18 protein-coding genes and 1 other RNA gene are annotated in these 20,244 nt (G+C 72.1%); 1 reads left to right on the top strand and 18 read right to left on the bottom strand.

Annotated features, from left to right (window positions below; genetic code table 11):
* Positions 1 to 12 precede the first annotated feature (12 nt).
* The 18 genes from murB to ACSBPG_RS06960 form a co-directional block, all read right to left on the bottom strand.
* Positions 13 to 930 (bottom strand): UDP-N-acetylmuramate dehydrogenase, encoded by a 918-nt coding sequence (murB, locus tag ACSBPG_RS07045; protein ID WP_435536520.1) that lies wholly within the window; start codon positions 928 to 930, stop codon positions 13 to 15.
* Positions 931 to 944: 14 nt separating this feature from the next.
* A complete protein-coding gene (gene murC, locus ACSBPG_RS07040) occupies positions 945 to 2,369 on the bottom strand; it encodes a UDP-N-acetylmuramate--L-alanine ligase (RefSeq protein WP_435536420.1) in 1,425 nt (474 codons plus the stop codon).
* A gap of 1 nt (position 2,370) precedes the next feature.
* A complete protein-coding gene (locus tag ACSBPG_RS07035; RefSeq protein WP_435536419.1) occupies positions 2,371 to 2,625 on the bottom strand; it encodes a hypothetical protein in 255 nt (84 codons plus the stop codon).
* Positions 2,622 to 3,764: an undecaprenyldiphospho-muramoylpentapeptide beta-N-acetylglucosaminyltransferase gene (gene murG, locus ACSBPG_RS07030; RefSeq protein WP_435536418.1), complete on the bottom strand. Its 1,143-nt coding sequence runs from the start codon at positions 3,762 to 3,764 to the stop codon at positions 2,622 to 2,624. Before murG ends, ACSBPG_RS07035 begins: the two co-directional genes overlap by 4 nt.
* Before the next feature lie 5 nt (positions 3,765 to 3,769).
* Positions 3,770 to 4,891, bottom strand: a complete 1,122-nt coding sequence (locus ACSBPG_RS07025) for an FtsW/RodA/SpoVE family cell cycle protein (protein ID WP_435536417.1) — start codon at positions 4,889 to 4,891, stop codon at positions 3,770 to 3,772.
* The gene (murD, locus tag ACSBPG_RS07020) at positions 4,888 to 6,276 is read right to left on the bottom strand and encodes a UDP-N-acetylmuramoyl-L-alanine--D-glutamate ligase (RefSeq protein WP_435536416.1); all 1,389 of its coding nucleotides are present in this window, start codon (positions 6,274 to 6,276) and stop codon (positions 4,888 to 4,890) included. The genes ACSBPG_RS07025 and murD overlap by 4 nt, the downstream gene beginning before the upstream one ends.
* A 7-nt stretch (positions 6,277 to 6,283) precedes the next feature.
* Positions 6,284 to 7,369 (bottom strand): phospho-N-acetylmuramoyl-pentapeptide-transferase, encoded by a 1,086-nt coding sequence (gene mraY / locus ACSBPG_RS07015; RefSeq protein ID WP_435536415.1) that lies wholly within the window; start codon positions 7,367 to 7,369, stop codon positions 6,284 to 6,286.
* A 7-nt stretch (positions 7,370 to 7,376) separates the two neighbouring features.
* Entirely contained in the window at positions 7,377 to 8,849 is a 1,473-nt protein-coding gene (locus tag ACSBPG_RS07010) for a UDP-N-acetylmuramoylalanyl-D-glutamyl-2,6-diaminopimelate--D-alanyl-D-alanine ligase (RefSeq protein ID WP_435536414.1), read from the bottom strand.
* The gene (locus tag ACSBPG_RS07005) at positions 8,846 to 10,297 is read right to left on the bottom strand and encodes a UDP-N-acetylmuramoyl-L-alanyl-D-glutamate--2,6-diaminopimelate ligase (RefSeq protein ID WP_435536413.1); all 1,452 of its coding nucleotides are present in this window, start codon (positions 10,295 to 10,297) and stop codon (positions 8,846 to 8,848) included. The genes ACSBPG_RS07010 and ACSBPG_RS07005 overlap by 4 nt, the downstream gene beginning before the upstream one ends.
* Positions 10,263 to 12,056, bottom strand: coding sequence for a peptidoglycan D,D-transpeptidase FtsI family protein (locus tag ACSBPG_RS07000; RefSeq protein ID WP_435536412.1), 1,794 nt, complete (start codon positions 12,054 to 12,056; stop codon positions 10,263 to 10,265). The genes ACSBPG_RS07005 and ACSBPG_RS07000 overlap by 35 nt, the downstream gene beginning before the upstream one ends.
* Positions 12,053 to 12,703 carry a cell division protein FtsL gene (gene ftsL / locus ACSBPG_RS06995; protein WP_435536411.1) on the bottom strand — a complete coding sequence of 217 codons (651 nt, stop codon included), beginning with the start codon at positions 12,701 to 12,703 and terminating at the stop codon, positions 12,053 to 12,055. The genes ACSBPG_RS07000 and ftsL overlap by 4 nt, the downstream gene beginning before the upstream one ends.
* Entirely contained in the window at positions 12,700 to 13,674 is a 975-nt protein-coding gene (gene rsmH / locus ACSBPG_RS06990; protein ID WP_435536410.1) for a 16S rRNA (cytosine(1402)-N(4))-methyltransferase RsmH, read from the bottom strand. The genes ftsL and rsmH overlap by 4 nt, the downstream gene beginning before the upstream one ends.
* On the bottom strand, positions 13,671 to 14,168 hold the full coding sequence (locus ACSBPG_RS06985; RefSeq protein ID WP_435536409.1) for a division/cell wall cluster transcriptional repressor MraZ: 498 nt from the start codon (positions 14,166 to 14,168) through the stop codon (positions 13,671 to 13,673). Before ACSBPG_RS06985 ends, rsmH begins: the two co-directional genes overlap by 4 nt.
* 466 nt (positions 14,169 to 14,634) lie before the next feature.
* An RNA gene (rnpB, locus tag ACSBPG_RS06980) (RNase P RNA component class A) lies at positions 14,635 to 15,052 on the bottom strand.
* Positions 15,053 to 15,179: 127 nt separating this feature from the next.
* Complete coding sequence (locus tag ACSBPG_RS06975; RefSeq protein ID WP_435536408.1) at positions 15,180 to 15,872, bottom strand: N-acetylmuramoyl-L-alanine amidase; 693 nt, start codon at positions 15,870 to 15,872, stop codon at positions 15,180 to 15,182.
* On the bottom strand, positions 15,869 to 16,747 hold the full coding sequence (locus ACSBPG_RS06970) for a DMT family transporter (RefSeq protein ID WP_435536407.1): 879 nt from the start codon (positions 16,745 to 16,747) through the stop codon (positions 15,869 to 15,871). Before ACSBPG_RS06970 ends, ACSBPG_RS06975 begins: the two co-directional genes overlap by 4 nt.
* A complete protein-coding gene (locus ACSBPG_RS06965) occupies positions 16,744 to 18,579 on the bottom strand; it encodes an ATP-binding cassette domain-containing protein (RefSeq protein WP_435536406.1) in 1,836 nt (611 codons plus the stop codon). The genes ACSBPG_RS06970 and ACSBPG_RS06965 overlap by 4 nt, the downstream gene beginning before the upstream one ends.
* 96 nt (positions 18,580 to 18,675) lie before the next feature.
* Positions 18,676 to 19,404 (bottom strand): TerB family tellurite resistance protein, encoded by a 729-nt coding sequence (locus tag ACSBPG_RS06960; protein WP_435536405.1) that lies wholly within the window; start codon positions 19,402 to 19,404, stop codon positions 18,676 to 18,678.
* Between the two features lie 225 nt (positions 19,405 to 19,629).
* Here ACSBPG_RS06960 and ACSBPG_RS06955 point away from each other — a divergent pair, with 225 nt between their 5' ends.
* Positions 19,630 to 20,187 carry a GNAT family N-acetyltransferase gene (locus ACSBPG_RS06955; RefSeq protein ID WP_435536404.1) on the top strand — a complete coding sequence of 186 codons (558 nt, stop codon included), beginning with the start codon at positions 19,630 to 19,632 and terminating at the stop codon, positions 20,185 to 20,187.
* Positions 20,188 to 20,244 lie beyond the last annotated feature (57 nt).

Below are 20,244 nucleotides of genomic sequence, written 5' to 3'. Positions count from 1 at the left end.
ATCCGCTGTCCATCATTCCGCTCCCTTGGCGATCCCGAGCCGCTTGATCTCCCATTCCAGCTCGACGCCGCTGGCCTCCCGGACGCGGCGGCGCACCTCCTCGCCCAACGCCTCCAGGTCGGCGGCGCTGGCCGAGCCCAGGTTGAGCAGGAAATTGCAGTGGAGTTCCGACACCTGGGCGTCGCCGACGCGCAGCCCGCGGCAGCCGGCCTCGTCGATGTACTGCCAGGCCTTGCGGCCGCCCGGCGGGTTCTTGAAGGTCGAGCCGCCGGTGCGGGTGCGCACCGGCTGGCTTTCCCCGCGCTGGGCGGCGATCTCCGCCATGCGGCGCTGGATCTCGATGGGTTCGTCCTCGAAGCCCTGCAGGGTGGCCGAGACGAAGATCAGATCGTCCGGCGCCGCGGCGCCGCGGTAGCGGAAGCCCATCGCCTCGGCGGAGAAGCTGTGCGCCTGGCCCCTGCGGTCGAGCGCCCGCGCCGCCAGCAGCACGTCCTTGATCTCGGCCCCGTAGGCGCCGGCGTTCATGCGCACCGCACCGCCGATGGTGCCCGGGATGCCGGACAGGAACTCCAGGCCGGCCAGCCCGTTGTCGCGGGCGACCGCGGCGACGTTGACGTCGAGCGCCGCGGCGCCGGCGGCGATGACGGTGCCGGCGACGTCGATGCCGGCGAAGCCGCGCCCCAGGCGGATCGTCACCCCGGGGATGCCGCCGTCGCGGATCAGCAGGTTCGAGGCCACGCCCAGCACCGTCACCGGCACCTCGGCGGGCAGGGCGGCCAGGAACTCGGCGAGGTCGTCGGCGTCGGCCGGGCGGAACATCACCTCGGCCGGGCCGCCGACGCGGAACCAGGTGACGTTGGCGAGCGGCGCGTCGGCGGTGAGCCGCCCGCGGCACCTCGGCATCCGGTCGATGAGATGGGGCTGGGCCATGGTCGCCACCGCGCTCACGCGCGTCCTCCGGCTGCCCGCAGGGCGTCGAGCTCGGCCGGCAGCGCGTTCGCCCACTGGGTGATGGAGCCGGCGCCCAGGCAGACCACGAAGTCGCCGGGCCGGGCGAGGCCGCCGACCACCGAGGCCAGCTCCTCCGGCCGGGCGAGCGGCACGACGTGGCGGTGGCCGTGCATGCGCAGCCCTTCGACCAGGGCGTCGCGGTCGGCGCCGGGAAGCGGCGCCTCGCCGGCGGAGTAGACGTCGGCCACGATCACCGCGTCGGCGTCGTTGAAGCAGGTGCAGAACTCCTCGAACAGGCTGGCCAGCCGGCTGTAGCGGTGCGGCTGCACCACGGCGATGGTGCGGCCGCGGCCGGCGGTGCGCGCCGCCTTCAGCACGGCGGCGATCTCCACGGGATGGTGGCCGTAGTCGTCGATGACGACGACGCCCGCGGACTCGCCGGTCTTGGTGAAGCGGCGCTTGACGCCGGTGAACTTGGCCATGGCGCCGTGGATGACGTCGTCGGGCAGGCCCATCTCGTGGCCGACGGCTATGGCGGCCAGCGCGTTCTGCACGTTGTGCTGGCCGAACATGGGCAGGCGGATGCGGGCGAGCGTGCGCGTCTCGCCGCTGTGGCGGTCGGACAGGATGGCGTCGAACAGCGCCCCGTCGGCGCCGAGGTCGACGTTCACGGCGCGCACGTCGGCCTGCGGCGAGAAGCCGTAGGTGACGATGCGGCGGTCCGACACCCGGGGGATCATCGCCTGCACCTCGGCGTGGTCGATGCACAGCGCGGCGAAGCCGTAGAAGGGGATGTTCTGCACGAAGGTGTCGAAGGCGTCGCGCTCGCGCTCGAAGGTGCCGTAGAAGTCGAGATGCTCGGGGTCCATGTTGGTGACCACGGCGATGCAGGCCGGCAGCTTGGTGAAGGTGCCGTCGCTCTCGTCCGCCTCGACCACCATCCAGTCGCCCTCGCCGAGCCGCGTGTTGGTGCCGTAGGCGTTGATGATGCCGCCGTTGATGACCGTGGGGTCGAGCCCGGCATGCTCGAGGAGCGTGCCGATCATCGAGGTGGTGGTGGTCTTGCCGTGGGTGCCGCCGACGGCGATCGCCCATTTCAGGCGCATCAGCTCGCCCAGCATCTCGGCCCGGCGCACCACCGGGATGAGCGCGCTGCGGGCGGCCACCACCTCCGGGTTGTCGCGCTTGACGGCCGACGAGATCACCACCACGGCGGCGTTGCCCAGGTTCTCGGCGCGGTGGCCGATCGCCACCGGGATGCCGAGGCCGCGCAGCCGCTTGACGTTGGCGTTGTCGGCGATGTCGGAGCCCTGCACGGCGTAGCCGAGGTTCTTCAGCACCTCGGCGATGCCGGACATGCCGATGCCGCCGATGCCGACGAAATGGATGGTGCCGATGGTCAGGGGAAGGGCGCGCATTCTAGAGGGTTCCTCGGCGAAGCATCAGGCTCAGCGTGGCGTCCACGGACTCGTCGGACAGGCGACCGGGCAGGGGCGGCGCGCCGGTGACCACGTGCAGGCGGTCGCGCAGGAAGCCGGCCGTGGCCACCTCGCGCGGCAGCAGCGGGCACACCGGGCGGCGGCTCCACTGGCCTTCGGAGCGTGTCGCTTCCGCCGGCCAGTCGCGCAAGGGGCGGGCGCTGCGGCGCGTGATGGGACGCATGGTCTGCTTCATGGCGCGGCCTCCGTGGTCTGGGTTGCGGTGGCGGCGGTGCCGGGATCGGACACCAGGGACAGCACGGCGTCGGCGAGGCGTTCGGCGGCGTCGGCCCGGCCCCACGCGTGGGAGGCCGCGGCCGCGCGGGCGAGGGAGTCGGGGTCGCCGAGCAGGGAGCCCAGCCGGTCGGCCAGGGCCTGCGCGGTGAAGGCGGGCTGCGGCAGGTGCCAGGCGGCGCCGGCGTCGGCCACCTGGCGGGCGTTGGCGGTCTGGTGGTCGTCGGTGGCGAAGGGGTAGGGCACCAGCAGCGCCGGCCGGCCGACGCAGGTCAGCTCGGCGATGGTCGAGGCGCCGGCCCGGGTGATGGCGAGGTGGGTGCCGGCGAGGCGCTCCGGCACGTCGCGGAAGAAGCTCTCCAGCGTCACGCCGCCCAGGCCGAGTCCGGCGGTGGCGGCGCGCACCCCTTCCAGGTCCTCCGGCCGGCACTGCTGGGCGAGCCGGATGCGCGCCCGCAGCTCCGCGGGCAGGCGGGCCAGCGCGGCGGGCACCACCTCGCTGAACACCCGCGCCCCCTGGCTGCCGCCCATCACCAGGAGGTGCAGCGGGCCGTCGGCGGTCGGCGTGGCGTAGGGCGCGGCGCGCTTGGCGGCGACGGCGGGACGCACGGGATTGCCGGTGTGGACCAGCTTGGCCCGGTCGCGCTCGCGCAGGCCCGCCATCTCCGGGAAGGCGACGGCGAGCCGGCGGGCGCCGGCGACCAGCATGCGGTTGGCGCGGCCGAGCACCGCGTTCTGCTCGTGCAGCAGCGCCGGGATGCGGGCGTTGGCGGCGGCGTACACCGTCGGCACCGAGGGGTAGCCGCCGAAGCCGACCACCGCCGCCGGCTCCAGGTGGCGCAGCAGGGCGCCGGCGCCGAGCAGCCCGAGGCCCATCAGCCAGCCCGCCTTCAGCTTGCCGATCAGGCCGCTGCCCGGCGAGGCCGCGTGGATGCGGTGGACCGCCACCTCCGGCAGGGTGTCGAAGGCCTGGCCGCGCTTGTCCGTCACCAGCGTCACCGAACGGCCGCGCGCCAGCAGGGCACGCGCCAGCGCTTCCGCCGGGAACATGTGCCCGCCGGTGCCGCCGGCCGCCAGGACGATGGTGTTGGAGGCGCCCATCGGCCCTACTCCCCCGGTCCGAAGCGTTTGCGGGTCAGCGCCAGCACCATGCCCATGCCGAAGCCGAGCGCCAGCAGCGAGGAGCCGCCGTAGCTGATGAAGGGCAGGGTCATGCCCTTGGTCGGCATCAGGTGCAGCGACGAGGCCATGTTGATCATCGCCTGCAGGCCGAACTGCACCAGCAGGCCGGCCGTGGCCAGCAGGATGAAGTAGTTGTTCTCGTTGAACACCCGCGCGAAGCCGCGCATCACCACGAAGGCGAAGAGGACGACGATGAACAGGCAGAAGATCAGCCCCATCTCCTCGCCGGCGACGGCGAAGATGAAGTCGGCATGGCTGTCGGGCAGGGAGAACTTGACCGTCCCCTGGCCGGGGCCGGTGCCGAGCAGACCGCCGTTGGCGAAGGCCTCCAGCGAGCGGGTGACCTGATAGGTGTCGCCGGAGTGGGGGTCGAGGAAGCGGTCGATGCGGCTGGTCACGTGGGGGAAGGTGAAATAGGCGCCGACCAGCCCGACGATGCCCAGCACCGCCAGCGCCACCACCAGCATGATGTTGAGGCCGGCCAGGAAGAACTGGGTGAACCACACCGCCGACACGACGAACGCCATGCCGAGGTCGGGCTGCATCAGCAGCAGGCCGATGGTGAGCGCGTAGAGGGCGATGGAGACCAGCGCGCCGGGGAAGCCCGGCGAGGTCCGCGACAGCGAGAACAGCCACCCCGCGACGACGGCGAACGCCGGCTTGACGAACTCCGAGGGCTGGATCGACAGGCCGGGCACGTGGATCCAGCGGCGCGCCCCCTTGATCTCGACGCCGACCACCAGGGTCGCCGCCACCAGCAGCAGGGAGGCGAGGAAGACGAACAGCGCCACCCGCCGCACCCCGCGCGGCGACAGCAGCGAGACGCCGATCATCAGCAGCGTCGCCGGCACCAGCATCATCAGATGGCGCTCGACGAAGTAGAAGGTGTCGCCGATGCCGATGCGCTCGGCCACCGGCGGGCTGGCGGCGGTGATCAGCACCGTGCCCAGCGCCATCAGGATGGCCAGGGCGGTCAGCTGCCAGCGGTCGACGGTCCACCACCAGCGCCCGAAGATGGATTGGTCGGTGCGGTCGAAGGTCATCATGCCGCACCCCCCGGAAGCTCCTGGACGAGGCGGGCGAAGGCGTCGCCGCGGGCCTCGAAGTTGGCGAACTGGTCCCACGAGGCGCAGGCCGGCGACAGCAGCACGGTGGCGCCGGGCCGCCGCTCGTCCCAGGCCAGCCGGGCGGCCGCCGGCACCGCCGCCTCGAGGGTGCCGCAGCGGGTATAGGGGACGCCGCGGCCGTCCAGCCATGCGGCGAATTGACTCTCCGCCTCGCCGATCAGGAAGGCGTGGCGCACCGCGCCGAGATGGGCCTCCAGCCCGTCCAGGCCGGTGTCCTTGGCGCGGCCGCCGAGGATCCAGTAGATCGCCTCGTAGGTGGTCAGCGCCTTCTCCGCGGCGTCGGCGTTGGTGGCCTTGCTGTCGTTGACGAAGCGCACGCCGCCGGCCTCGCGCACCAGCTGCTGGCGGTGGGCCAGGCCGGGGAAGCTCTTCATGGCGGCGACGACCGTCGCGGCGGCGATGCCGGCGGCGCGGCAGGCGGCGTAGGCGGCCGCCGCGTTCTGCCAGTTGTGGCGGCCCGGCAGGGCCCGGAAGCCGCGCAGGTCGGCGACCCGCTCGTGGCGGCCCTCCGAATCGTCGTAGAGCCAGCCGTCCAGCGCGTAGACGCCGCCGGGCTCGCGCCCGAGCACGGAGACCGGGCGGATGAACTGGTCGCCCTTGGCCTTGAGGTCCTCGAAGATGCCGCGCCCGATCGGATCGTCGACGCCGATGACGGCGGTGCGCGGCCGGGTCTGGCGGTGGAAGATCCGCCGCTTGGCGGCGACGTAGCCGTCCATGCCGCCGTGACGGTCGAGGTGGTCGGGGGTGACGTTCAGCAGCACGCCGACGTCCCAGGTGATCGAGACGGTGAGCTCGAGCTGGTAGGACGACATCTCCAGCACGTAGCTGCCGTCGGCGCCCATGGGCGGCAGGGTCAGCACCGGCGTGCCGAGGTTGCCGCCGACGGCGACCTTGCGCCCGGCCTCCTGGAAGATGTGGCCGATCAGGGCGGTGGTCGTCGACTTGCCGTTGGTGCCGGTGATGCCGACGTAGGCGGCGTCGCGCTGGGCGCGGGCCAGCAGCTCGATGTCGCAGACGATCTCCAGGCCGGCCTGGCGCGCGCGCTCGGCCACCGGATGGGGCTTGGGGTGGGTGTGCGGGATGCCGGGCGACCAGACGATAGTCGTCAGCTCCGACAGGTCGGCGGTGTGGAGGTCGACCAGCGGCACGCCGGCGGCGCTGGCCTGCGCGCGCCCGGCCTCGCCGTCGTCCCAGGCCCACACCTCGGCCCCGCTCTCCATGAGGGCGCGGGCGGTGGCGAGGCCGGACTTGCCGAGCCCCATCACCGCGACGGGCAGGCCGTTCATGTAGAAGAGGTCGATCATGCCGGCCTCACCGCAGCTTCAGGGTGGAGAGGCCGACCAGCGCCAGGATGGTGGCGATGATCCAGAAGCGGATGACGACGGTGGGCTCGGCCCAGCCCTTCTTCTCGAAGTGATGGTGCAGCGGCGCCATGCGGAACACCCGCTTTCCCGTCATCTTGAAGGAGGCGACCTGGACGATCACCGAGACCGTCTCCAGCACGAACAGGCCGCCGATGATCGCCAGCACGATCTCGTGCTTGGTGACGACGGCGATGGTGCCGAGCGCGCCGCCCAGCGACAGCGACCCGGTGTCGCCCATGAACACCATGGCGGGCGGCGCGTTGAACCACAGGAAGCCCAGCCCGGCACCGATCAGGGCGCCGCAGAACACGGTCAGTTCGCCGGCACCCGGCACGTGGTGGATCTGCAGGTAGTTGGCGAAGATGGCGTTGCCGGTGAGGTAGGCGATCAGGCCGAAGCAGCCGGCGGCGATCATGGTCGGCACGATGGCCAGCCCGTCCAGACCGTCCGTCAGGTTGACCGCGTTGGAGGCGCCGACGATGACGAAGGCGCCGACGCCGAGGAAGAACCAGCCGAGGTTGAGGACGAAGTCCTTGACGAAGGGGACCGCCAGCCCGCCCGCCTGGCCGGTCTCGGCCACCAGCATGCAGGCCAGGGTGGCGGCCAGCGCGATGGCGACCTCCAGCCCCAGGCGCTTCTTGCCCGAGAGCCCCTTGGTGTTGCGCTTGGTCAGCTTCAGGTAGTCGTCGCCGAAGCCGATGGCGCCATAGGCCATGGTCACCAGCAGCACGACCCAGGTGTAGGCGTTGGTCAGGTCCATCCACAGGATGGTGCTGACGCACATGGCGATGAGGATCATCAGCCCGCCCATGGTGGGCGTGCCCTTCTTCTTCAGGTGCGTCTCGGGGCCGTCGGAGCGGATCGGCTGCCCCTCGCCCTGCTTGCTCTTCAGCCAGGCGATCAGGCGGGGGAAGAAGACGAAGCTGATGACCAGCGCCGTCATCACCGCGCCGCCCGTGCGGAACGTCAGGTACCGGAACAGATTGAACGGGCTGGCGACGTCCGCCAGGGGGAAGAGCAGGTTGTAGAGCATTCCGGTGTCAACCCCGCTGGGCGTTGGCGGCGGCGGGCGCGGCGTCGGCGTCGGCGGTGCCGCGGCTCTCCAGCGCCGTCAGCGCCTCGACCACGGCGCTCATGCGGCTGCCGGCCGAGCCTTTGACCAGCACCACGTCGCCGCCGCGCACGGCGTCGGCGACCAGCGGCGCCAGCGCTCGGCTGTCCTCGGTCCATTTGCCGCGCTGGGCCGCCGGCAGGCGGTCCCACAGGGCCTTCATGTGCGGACCGCAGCAGAAGACGGTGTCGACGTGGGCGGCGGCCAGGGAGGGCGCCAGGCCAGCGTGCAGCGCGTCGGAGCGGGCCCCCAGCTCGCGCATGTCGCCGAGCACGGCGATGCGTCGGCCGCCGGCGCCCGGGTCGATCCGGCCCAGCACCTCGAAGGCGGCGGCCATGGCCGCCGGGCTGGCGTTGTAGCTCTCGTCCACCAGGGTGAAGGCGCCGCGCCCGGCGTGGATGCGGGCGCGGGTGCCGCGCCCCTTGACCGGGCGGAGCTGCGACAGCGACCGCGCCGCCGCCGCGAGGTCGCCGCCGGCGGCGCGGACCGCCAGCAGCACGGCCAGGCTGTTCATCACCCAGTGCTTGCCGGGCAGCGACAGGCAGTACTGCAGGCGCTCGCCGCGGATCAGCGCGGTGACGGTGCTGCAGGTGGCGTGCAGCGAGAAGTCGAGCAGGCGCGCCTCGGCGTCCTCGTGGGCGCCGAAGCCCCAGACGTGCGACAGGCCGGCGCCGCGGGCGGCCGCCAGCAGGCGGCCGTAATGCGGGTTGTCCCGGTTGATCACGGCGACGCCGTTGGGCGACATGCCCTCGAAGATCTCCGCCTTGGCGTCGGCGATCGCCTCGACCGAGGCGAAGAACTCGAGATGCGCCGCCTCCACCGTGGTGACGATGGCGACGTCGGGGCGCACCAGGCGCGACAGCGGCCGCAGCTCGCCGGCGTGGTTCATGCCGAGCTCGAACACGCCGTAGGCGCTGGCCTCGGGCAGGCGGGCCAGCGACAGCGGCACGCCCCAGTGGTTGTTCAGGGAGCCCTCGGTGGCGAAGGTCGGTGCCTGGGCGCCCAGGCAGTGGCGCAGCGCCTCCTTGGTGCCGGTCTTGCCGACCGAACCGGTGACGGCGACGATGCGGGCGTGGCTGCGCCGGCGCGCCGCCCGGCCGAGGTCGGCGAGTGCCGCCAGCGTGTCGTCCACCGCCAGCAGCGACGCGTCGCCGGGCACCCCGACCGGCACCCGCGACACCATGGCGGCGGCGGCGCCGGCGGCCAGCGCCTGGGCGACGAAGTCGTGGCCGTCGAAGTTGGGGCCTTCGATGGCGACGAAGAGGTCGCCGGGCTGCACGGTCCGGCTGTCGATGGAGATGCCGGTCGCCGCCCACGGCACCGTCGCCAGGCCGTTGGTGGCGGCCGCGGCGTCGGCGGCGGTCCAGAGGATCGGCTTGTCGGCAGGCACTGCCACGTTCATGCTCCAACCTCCGCTACGGCGGCCCGGGCTTCGGCGGCGTCGTCGAACGGCCGTGCCTCGGTGCCGATGATCTGCCCCTGTTCGTGGCCCTTGCCGGCCACCACCAGCACGTCGCCGGGGCCGAGGCCCCGCACGGCGGCGCGGATCGCCTGGCGGCGGTCGCCGATCTCCTCGGCACCGGGAACGCCCGCCAGAACTTCCCGGCGGATCGCCGCCGGGTCCTCGGTGCGCGGGTTGTCGTCGGTGACGATGGCGCGGTCGGCCAGGCGGCCGGCCAGCTCCCCCATCACCGGGCGCTTGCCGCGGTCGCGGTCGCCGCCGCAGCCGAACACCACGACCAGCTTGGCCGCGGCGTGCGGACGCAGGGCGGTCAGCACGGTTTCCAGGGCGTCCGGGGTGTGCGCGTAGTCGACGAACACCGGGGCCCCGCAAGGGTGCGTGGCGACGTGCTGCAGACGGCCCGGCACGCCTTGCAGCGACGCCAGCGCCGGCACCGCACGGTCCGCGCTGCCGCCCGTGCCGAGCACGAGGCCGAGCGCGCACAACGCGTTCCACGCCTGGAAGCGGCCGACGAGCGGGAGGTCGACGGTGACCTCCCTCCCGAGAACCGTGAGGTCGAGCCGCTGCCCGTGCGGCAGGGGTTCCACCGCCCGGACCGTCAGCTCGCGGCCGGCGAACCCATAGCCCAGAACGCGGTGGCCGCGCCTGGAACAAATTGCGTCGAGGCCATCGAATTCCGGAATGTCCGCGTTCAGCACGGCGGTGCCGCCCGGCGCCAGGACGCGCTCGAACAGGGCCGCCTTGGCGGCGAGGTACGCCGCCATGGTGCCGTGGTAGTCGAGATGGTCGCGGGTCAGGTTGGTGAAGCCGGCCGCCGCCAGCCGCACCCCGTCGAGGCGGAACTGGTCGAGCCCGTGGCTCGACGCCTCCATGGCCAGCCGGTCGACGCCGGCGTCCGCCAGCTCGGCCAGCACCCTGTGGAGGGTCACGGGGTCGGGGGTGGTCATGGCGCCGTAGCGCTCCACGCCGGGGGCGACCACGCCGAGCGTGCCGAGGCTGCCCGCGTTGTGGCCGAGCGCCGCCCAGATCTGGCGGGCGAAGGTCACGGTCGAGGTCTTGCCGTTGGTCCCCGTCACCGCCGCCACCGCGTCGGGTTGGCGGCCGTGGAAGGCGGCCGCGGCCCGGGCGAAGGCGCGCCGCGGCTCGGCGTCGGTCACCAGCACCGCGTCGCTGCCCGCCGGCAGCACCGTCCCCTCCGGCGCCAGCACCGCCGCGGCGCCCCGGGCGAGGGCGTCGGCGACGAAGGCGCGGCCGTCGGCCCTGCTGCCGGGCAGGGCGGCGAACAGGCAGCCCGGAGCGACCGCGCGGCTGTCGGCGGTCAGTCCGGTCACCTCGATGTCGCGGCCCCGGCCGTCAGCGGCGGGCGGGAGTATCTGGGACAGACGCAACGGTGTTGTCCTTGGGCAGGGGGAGCGTGGTGGTGCCGTTGAGGTTGATGTGCACGGCCTGGGCGATCTGCGGCGCCGTCTCGTCGACGGGCTGGACGCCCAGCAGGGGACCGATCTGCCGGATGATGCGGCCGCCCGTCGGCGCGGCGACCCAGCCGCCGGTGGCGTAGCCGAAGGTGCGCGCCGTGGGCTTGGGCTCGTCGACCATGACGTACACGACGTAGCGCGGGTCGTTCATCGGGAAGGCGCCGAGGAACGAGGAGATGCGGGCGTTGCTGGCGTAGCTGCGGCCCTTCTGCTTGTCCGCGGTGCCGGTCTTGCCGCCGACCACGTAGCCGGGGACGTTGGCCGACTTGCCGGTGCCCTGGGTCACCACCAGACGCATCAGCCGGCGCAGGGCTTCGGAGGTCGCCGGCGACACCACGCGCTCGCCACCGCCATCGGCGCCGGGGGCGCGCTTGAGCAGCGTCGGCGGATGCATGACGCCGCCGTTGATGATGCCGGCGACGGCGGCCACGGTGTGCATCGGGCTGACGGACAGGCCATGGCCGAAGCTGATGGTCATGGCGTTGACCTCGCGCCACGGATTCGGGATCAGCGGCCAGCCCAGCTCCGGCAGCTCCAGCGGCACCGGGCGGAAGAACCCGACCTTCTGCATGAAGGCCTGCTGGGTCGGCACGCCCGCCGTCAGGGCCATGCGCACCGAGCCGATGTTGGAGGAGTGCTGCATGATCTCCGGCACCGTCAGCCAGCGGTGCTCGGCGTGGTAGTCGCTGATGGTGAAGCGGCCGACCTGGATGCCGCGCGTCGCGTCGAAGCTGTCGGTCAGGCGCACCTTGCCGCTGTCGAGCGCCATGGCCGAGTTGATGATCTTGAAGGTGGAGCCCATCTCGTAGACGCCGAGCGTGCTCCGGTTGAACAACGTGTCGGCGTCCAACCCGTCCGGGTTGTGGGGGTCGAAGTCCGGCAGGGACACCATCGCCAGCACTTCGCCGTTGCGCACGTCGTAGATCAGACCGGCGGCGCCGATGGCGCGGAACTCCTCCACCGCCGCCGCGACCTCCTTCTTCAGGATGTGCTGCAGGCGCAGGTCGAGCGAGAGCTGCAGCGGCTGCGAGTCGTTGCGCAGGCGCTTGTCGAAATGCCGCTCGATCCCGGCCAGGCCGGTGTTGTCGACGCCGGTGAAGCCGACGACGTGCGAGGTGAGGCTGCCGGCGGGATAGAAGCGGCGTTCCTCGCGCTCGAAATAGACGCCGGGGACGCCCTGGCGGTGCACCAGATACTGCTGGCGCGGCGGCAGGTTGCGGCGGATCCAGACGAAGCGCTTGTCGCTCGACAGCTTCTGCACGAGGTCCGCGTAGTCGAGGTCGGGCAGGACGGCGATCAGCTTCTTGGCCGCCTCGCGCGGGTCGATCACCAGCTTGGGATCGGCGTAGAGCGAGGCGGTGGCGAGCGAGGTCGCCAGCAGGTTGCCGTTGCGGTCGACGATGTCGGCGCGGCCGACCGGCAGGGTTCCCGCCTCGGCCGCCTTGGTCTGGCGGGGCTCCGCCCCTTCGCGCAGCAGGGTGGCGTCGACCAGGCGCAGGCTGATGGTGGTGAAGGCCAGGGCGATCACCGCCGCCGTCACCATCATCCGGTTGCGCGCCTGCTCCAGGGCCACCGAAAGCGCCGTACGCGGGCGGCTGGCCGGCGGCCCCTGGTAGGTCCGGGCCAGCGGCTCGTAGCCGTGCAGCGGGCTGTCGAAGGGGGCGTCGGTCATTGGGTGCCCCCGAGGCGGGCGATCATCACGCCGATCGAATCGTGGGCGGCGGGCGCCGCCGGACGGGGGGCCGGCTTGGCGACGGCGGCCGTCGGCTTGGCCGGCGGGCGGCGCACCGGGGCCGGCTTGACGACGGCCGGCTCGGCCCGCACCGGCGGCTCCGCGGCCGGCGCCGGCGCCGCGGCCACCATCGGCCCGCTCGGACGGGCGGCCGCCGGGACGACGGTCGCCGCGGCGGGCATCACCATGACGGCCGGAGCCGCGGCCTGCACCGTCGGCCGGTAGCCCGGAGGAACGTAGTTGGCCGGCATCACGTTCAGCCCGGCCATCGGCGGGAGGGCCGGCGCCGTGTCGGGGGCGGCGGGCTGGCTGCGGAACGGCAGCGCCTCGATCGAGGCGACGAACTGCCGGGCGTCGGTGGGGCCCAGGTTGAGATGGGCGCGGGCCAGCGACTCCAGGCGCGAAGGATCGTTGAGGAAGCTCCACTCCGCCTTCAGCACCTGGATCGCCTCCTGCTCCTGGACGATCTTGCGGTTCAAGGAGGCCAGCTGCTCTTCCAGCTCCTGCACGTCGTAGCTGGTCTCGAACAGGACCCCGCCCGCGACGGCGGCAAGCCCGAGCCAGAACAGCGCGGTCTTGTACTTCATGCGGCCTCCTTGCCGGTCGCCGGGAACGCCGGCGCCGAGGTGCGTTCGGCCGCGCGCAGCCGGGCGGAGCGCGCGCGGGGGTTGGACGAGAGTTCCGCGGCAGCCGGAGAGACGGGCTTCCGGTGCAACAGACGGAACGACGGCTGGTAACGGGTCGCCTGCGCGGCGGGGGCGTGGCGGGACGGCGCCGGCGGCGGCGAGGAGCGCTCCTTGAGGAAGGTCTTCACCGCGCGGTCCTCCAGCGAATGGAACGAGACGACGGCGAGTCGGCCGCCCGGCCTCAGCATCCGTTCCGCGGCGGCGAGGCCGCGGCGGATCTCGCCGAGCTCGTCGTTCACGTGGATGCGCAGGCCCTGGAAGGTCCGGGTCGCCGGATCGATGCCGTCGCGCCCCTTGGGCACGACCGCGCGGACGATGTCGGCGAGCTGGCCGGTGCGCTGGATGGGCGCAACGGCGCGGGCGGCGACGATGGCGCGGGCGACGCGGCGCGCCAGCCGCTCCTCGCCGTAGCGGTGGACGATGTCGGCCAGCTCCTGCTCCGACGCGGTGTTGACCACGTCGGCGGCGGTCGGCCCATGGCGTCCCATGCGCATGTCGAGGGGGCCGTCGAGGCGGAAGGAGAATCCGCGCTCGGCCTCGTCGAGCTGCGGCGAGGAGACGCCGAGGTCGAGGGCCACGCCGTCCACCGCCGCGACCCCGTGGGCCGACAGCAGCGCGTCCATGTCCCCGAAGCAGCCCTCGACGACGGTGAGGCGGCCGGCCAGCGACGGTTCCAGCGCACGGGCGCGGGCGATGGCCGCGGGGTCGCGGTCGATCCCCCAGACGCGGCAGTCGGCGGTGGCGAGAAGGGCCCGGCTGTAGCCGCCGGCGCCGAAGGTGCCGTCGACGTAGACGCCGCCGGCCCGCGGCGCCAGCGCGGCGACCACCTCGGCCAGCAGGACCGGGACGTGCGGCGCGGCGGAGGTGCTCATGCCCCTCCCTCCTTGCGCGCCGCCGAGCCGCGCTGGGCCTTGGCGACGATCTGGCTGAGCGAGATGTCCTTGCGCACGACCTGGTCGCGCAGCGCGTCCTCGTGCGCCTTCAGCGCGCCCGGCTCCCAGATCTGGAACGTCTTGCGGCGGCCGATGAAGGACGCCTCCTCGGTGATGCCGGCGAACTCCGCCAGCTCCTTGGGAAGGACGATGCGCCCCTCGTTGTCGATCTGCAGCGGCATCAGCTTCCCGAAGATGAAGGTCTCGATCATCTCCCGCTCGTCGGCGTCGAGGTCGGGCGATTCGAGGCTCTCGCTGAGGACGTCGAGATAATCCTGGTCGGCTCCCTCCAGTGCCCGATGGTTCAGCGAGGGCCAGAGATAGATCGTGCCGGGGGCCGACGTCTTGGCAAGCGACGCCCGGAACTGCGCCGGAACCGAGCAGCGGCCTTTCCTGTCAACTTTGTTGACGTATGTGGACAGGAAAACGGCCATTCGGCTCTTACGACCCTCCGTCTATCACCTAAGGCTGCATCGTGCTGCCGCCTTCTCTCCCCGACGAAACCGGGCCCGGATGGGGTGCGGCTGGGTCAGCCACCCTCAATTTGGGCTGAGATGGGATAGCATGGGACAGGGTGGGCGTCAACGGGGCCCGCAGTATTCGCAATTTGCTGTCAAGACTTTTCGAAAGCACTGTTGCGCAACTGCAAGCAGGGGCAACGAATCTGGCAATTTCCACAAGTTTTGCCCATTACTAACAGGGTGTGGATAAGTTTTAGGCAGAAAGTTCGTTGAACGTTCCGATTCGATGCCGCTCTGAAACAGTCAAGCAAAATTGTTGGGCGACGAATCAGCACTCGCGAACGGGTCAGTCCGCAGGGGTTGGATTCATGGGAGAATCATGGGCTGGCATGGGATTGCGCGCCACAGATATCCACAGCGGTGGATGAAACTGGGGAAAAGCGCCAGACGGCCTGTAAGCCGGGTTCTGTCCCCGCGGCCTAGGCCTTCGGGTGATGGTCATTCATCTGGGACGCCCGTTGCCGGACGCCTCTCGCGACCAACCCGGGCGGCGGCGCGGAAACGCGCTTGGTCCCATACCGTCCCATGGGCAGGCCATGGGATGGCGGACCGTGCCGCCCCTATTCGGTCTTGCTCCCGGTGGGGTTTACCGTGCCGCTCCCGTCACCGGGAGCGCGGTGCGCTCTTACCGCACCCTTTCACCCTTGCCGCGGCCCGGATGGACGGCGGCGGTTTGCTTTCTGTGGCACTTTCCCTGGGGTCGCCCCCGCCGGCCGTTAACCGGCACCGTGTCTCCGTGGAGCCCGGACTTTCCTCCCCCGACGCGCTGCGTCGGAGGCGACCATCCGGCCGTCTGGCAGGCGCCTATGTAAGGGGTCGGCGCGGCGAGCGCAACGCTCCATTCACCGGCGGGCCGTGGCGGACGCCCCGGGGGGCGCGGCCAAGCGCAAGCGGTGCCATATATATAAGGTGTGGACCGTCGGCCTAACGCCCCATCGCCCGGGCCAGCGCCCTCAGGAGGGCGACGGTGTCGCGGTCCGGCGTGCCGGTCAGCGCCTGCGGCCGGTAGCGGCGCTGGAAGGCGAGCAGGGCCTGGGCGCAGGTGGGATCGTAGCCGATGCGGGCCAGCAGGTCGGCGACCTCGGCGGCGCCGAAGGGGGCCCGGTCGGCCTGGGACGGCATGGGCCAGAGGCCGATTCCCGCCCGCGCCAAGCGCGGCCAGTCGAACAGCTCGCCGGGATCCCGCTTGCGGTCGGGGGCGATGTCGCTGTGGGCGACGACGTCGGCGGGTGCGATCCCATGGCGGCCCATGACCGCCGCGCACAACGCCTCGACCGCGTCCATCTGTGCGGCGGGAAAGGGACGGTAGCCGAACTCGTGGCCGGGATTGACGATCTCGATGCCGATCGACCGGCTGTTGACGTCGCCGATGCCCCGCCAGGCGCTCACCCCGGCGTGCCAGGCGCGCCGGTCCTCCGGGACGTGGACGTGGACGGTGCCGTCCTCGTCCACCGTGTAGTGGGCGCTGACCTGCGAGGCGGGATCGCACAGCCGGCCGAGGGCGGCCGCGGCGGTCGGCATGCCGGTGTAGTGGAGGACCAGCAGCTCGACCCGGGCGCCCTCGGGGCGCGGCCCATGGTTGGGAGAGGGGCAGGGGACGGCGGCGGGGAGGCTCATGTGGTGCTGGCCGTCTTCTCGTTCACCGTGCGCGGCCGCCGGACGATGATGACGGCCACGCCGAGGATCACCAGCAGGCCGCCCCCCAGCAGGTAGGGCGTCACCGGCTCGCCCAGGACGACGACGCCGGACAGGACGCCGAACACCGGCACCAGCATGAGGAACGGCGTCGTCTGGTTGACCGGATAGATGCGGGCCAGCCGGTACCACAGCCCGTAGGCGGCCAGGGTCGAGCCGAGAATGATGAAGGCCAGCGACGCCCAGGCCAGCGGCGGCGCCTCCATCACCGAACGGGCCTGGCCGGTCTCCAGCAGCAGCGACAGCACCAGCAGCTGGGGTGTGGCGAACAGCGCCATCCAGCCGTTGAGGGTGAAGCCGTCCAGGGTGCCGATGCGCTTGACCTGCACGTTGGACAGGGCGAAGGCGAAGCTGGCCGCGACGATCAGCAGGATCTCCAGCAGGTTTCCCTGCAGCCGCGGCGCTCCGGCGATGACGGCGATGCCGCCGAACGCCACCACCATGCCGAGGAAGCGGCGCCAGCCGAGCACGTCCTTGTAGATCACCGCCGCCAGCAGCGACGAGAAAGGCACCTGCAACTGCACGACCAGGGCCGCCGTGGCGGCGTCGACGCCCCGCACGCCGGTGAACATCAGCGGGAAATGCAGGCCGCCCAGCAGGACCGACAGGATGGCGATGTCCAGGAGCTTGCCGCGCGGGACCGCCACGAAGGGCACGACGAGGGCGGCCACCACGGCGAAGCGCAGGAGCAACAGGAAGAACGGATCGAAGTGCAGCAGCGCCGACTTGGCGGCGACGAAGTTGAACCCCCAGCACGCCATGACCAGCAGCGCCAGCAGCGAATCGCGCAGGGTCATCCGCGGCCGCCTTCCAGATCCTCGCGCAGGCTCTCCAGCTCCAGCCAGCGCTCCTCGGCGGCCGCCAGCTCGGCCTGGCGGACGTGCAGGTCGTCGCCGGCCTTGCGGAACGCCCCGGGATCGCGGCCGAACAGGTCGGGATCGGCCAGCATCCCTTCCAGCCGCTTCACCTCGGCCGTCAGCCGGTCGAGCCGGGCCGGCAGTTCGTCCAGCTCGCGCTGGTCCTTGTAGGAGAGCTTGCCCCGCGGCTTGGCCGGGCCGGCGGCCGGCGCGGGTGCCGCGGCGGGCTTGGCCTTGGCGGGCGCGGCGGCGGCCTCGCGCGGCGGCCGCTGCACCAGATAGTCGGAGTAGCCGCCGGCGTACTCGGTGGCGCCGCCGTCGCCTTCCAGGGCGATGGTCGAGGTGACGAGCCGGTCGAGGAAGTCGCGGTCGTGGCTGACCAGCAGCAGCGTGCCCTGGTAGTCGCCGAGCACCTCCTCCAGGAGGTCCAGCGTGTCCATGTCGAGGTCGTTGGTCGGCTCGTCCAGGATCATCAGGTTCGAGGGCCGGGCGAACAGGCGGGCCAGCAGCAGCCGGTTGCGCTCGCCGCCCGACAGCGCCTTGACCGGGCTGTCGAGCTGGCGGGTGTCGAACAGGAAGTCCTTGAGATAGCCGGCGACGTGGCGCGATTCGCCGTTCACCACCACCCGGTCGCCGCCGTAGGGGCAAAGCACGTGGCGCACCGTCTCCTCCGGGTCGAGGCCGGCGCGGCGCTGGTCGAAATAGGCGATCTCCAGGCTGGTGCCGAGGCGCACGCCGCCGCGGTCGGGCTCCAGCTGGCCGGTCAGCATCTTCAGCAGGGTCGACTTGCCGGCGCCGTTGGGGCCGATGATGCCGACGCGGTCGCCGCGCAGGATGCGCGTGGAGAAATCCTTGACGATGGGGCGCGGCCCGTCGGGCGTGTCGAAGCTCTTGGCGATGTGCTCCGCCTCGACCACCAGCCGGCCGCCGCGCTCGGCCTCGGAGATGGCCAGCTTGGCCTGCTGGCCGCCCTTGATGCGTTCGGCGCGGTCGCGGCGCAGCTGCTGCAGCGCCCGCACCCGGCCCATGTTGCGGGTGCGCCGCGCCGAGATGCCCTCGCGCAGCCACTTCATCTCGCCTTCGATCTTGCGCTCGAGCTTGTGGGCGGCCGCCTCGTCGGCGGCGAACACCTCGGCCTGCCACGCCTCGAACTCGGCGAAGGGCTTGTCGCTGTTGCGCAGCGAGCCGCGGTCCAGCCACAGGGTGCGCCGGGCCAGCGTGTTGAGGAAGGCGCGGTCGTGGCTGATCAGCAGCAGGCCGCCGCGGAAGGCCTGCAGCTCCTGCTCCAGCCACTCGATGGTCGGCAGGTCGAGGTGGTTGGTCGGCTCGTCGAGCAGCAGCACGTCCGGGGCGCCGACCAGGGTGCGGGCGAGCGCCGCCCGCCGGGCCTCGCCGCCCGACAGGGTGGAGGGCGCCAGCCCGCCGTCGATCTTGACATGGTCGAGCACCGCGTCGACGCGGTGCGCCTCGTCGCGCTCCGTCTCCGGCAGGCCGGCGGCGACGTAGTCGTGGACGGTGGCGAAGCCGCCGAAGTCCGGCTCCTGGGGCAGGTAGGCGATGCGGCTGCCGGGCTGCACGAAGCGCTCGCCGCCGTCGGCGGCGATGATGCCGGCCAGCACCTTCATCAGGGTCGACTTGCCCGAGCCGTTGCGCCCGACCAGGCAGGCCTTGTCGCCCCGCCCGACGGCGAGGTCGATGCCCTCGAACAGCGGCCGGCCGCCGAAGGTGACGGCCGCCCCTTGCAGGGCGACGATGGGAGCGGGAGGAGCCATGGGGAACGGCGCGGTTGCGGTGCGGGAAGGCGACGTTATAGCGCGCCACGGCCCCGCACCGCGACCCCCAAGAAACGCGGGCCCAGGAATGCCCTGTCAGCGTGCCTTGCGGATGCGGTCGTACGCCTCGTTGATCGCCGCCATGCGTTCGGTCGCCTGGGCGACGAACTCCTCGGGCAGGCCGCGGGCGATCAGGCGGTCGGGATGGTGCTCCTGGACCAGGCGGCGGTAGGTGGCGCGCACGGTGCCCTCGTCGGCGCCGGCCGGCAGTCCGAGCACCGCGTACGGATCGACCTCGCGCCGGCCGCAGGTCATGCAGTGCTCCGAGAGGATGCGCTCGAAGTCGGCGGGGGTGAACCCGAAGATCTGCGCCACCGTACGCAGGTAGTCCAGCTCGGCGTCGTGCACGTCGTCGTCTGCCTCGGCAATGCGCAGCAGGCTTTCCAGCAGTTCCTCCAGCACCGCATGACCGTCCTCGAACAGGCCGGCGATCTGGCGGGCGTACACCTCGAAGCCGGCGGCGTCGCGGCGCGCCAGGTCGAAGACGCGGCCGACGTTCTTCATCTCGTCGGGCGGCACCTGGAACAGGCGCTTGAAGGTCTCCACCTCCACCCGCCTCACCATGCCGTCGGCCTTGGCCATCTTGGCCGACAGGACGATGACGCCGATGGTGAAGGCGATCGACTGGGTGGCGTCGCCGCCCGTGTCCTCCTGCTCGCGCAGGCGGTCCACCGCGTGACCGGCCGCCGTGCCGAGCAGCGCGCCCAGGGGCCCGCCGATGGCGAAGCCCGCCGCCGTGCCGAGGATCTTTCCCCAGATGCTCATGGTGTCCGGCCTGCCGTCTCCTGTTGCAAGAATGCCACGTCCGGCTTTCTTCGCCGGCGCTGCGGGATGGACATAGCGCGGATCCTGTTTATGTTGCAACGCAACATCGCGGGGCGTGGCGACATGTCCGCGCGACGGCGGCGAAGACGGCCGGTTCAACGGCGGCGCTGCGGGGTGGACGCGTCCGGAGGGATATCGTTCCGGAGAGGACACGGGTTCAGGATCATGCCGACGTTTCGCAAGCTTCACCCCGCGGAATGGGACCGCTACGAGCGGCACCTGCTGCGGCTCGACGGCGCCAGCCGCTTCATGCGCTTCGCCGGGACCGTGTCCGACGAGGCGATCGCGCGGCGCTGCCGGGCGCTCGACCACGGCCGCACGCAACTCGTCGGCTGCTTCGAGCAGGGGCACCTGCGCGGTGCCGCCGAGATCGCCACCGACCGCGCGCTGTGGCCGCACGAGGCGGAACTGGCGATCAGCCTGGAAGGCGGATTCCAGGACCGCGGATACGGCACCGCCCTGCTCGGGCGTGCCCTCACCATCGTCCGCAACCGCCGCATCCGCCGGGCCCACATGCTGTGCCTGCGCGAGAACCTGCGCATGCGCCGGCTCGCCACCCGCTTCGGCGGCAGGGTGAGCTTCGACGGCGGCGAGACGACCGTCCTGTTCGAGCTGCCGCCGCCCACCCAGATGTCGCTCGCCGTGGAGGCGATGGAGGACGGGGCCGGGGCGGTCGGCACCTGGCTCGACCCTTTCCTGGCGCCGCTGCCCCGGGCCGCCTGAGGAGCGTGCTGACGGGCAGGTTGACCTGCGGTGCGGGATCGTCACACTCCGTCCCTA

The organism is Azospirillum sp. ST 5-10, from assembly GCF_051225715.1.
Classification (GTDB): Bacteria; Pseudomonadota; Alphaproteobacteria; order Azospirillales; family Azospirillaceae; genus Azospirillum.
This window is presented reverse-complemented; position numbering and strand designations above follow the sequence as displayed.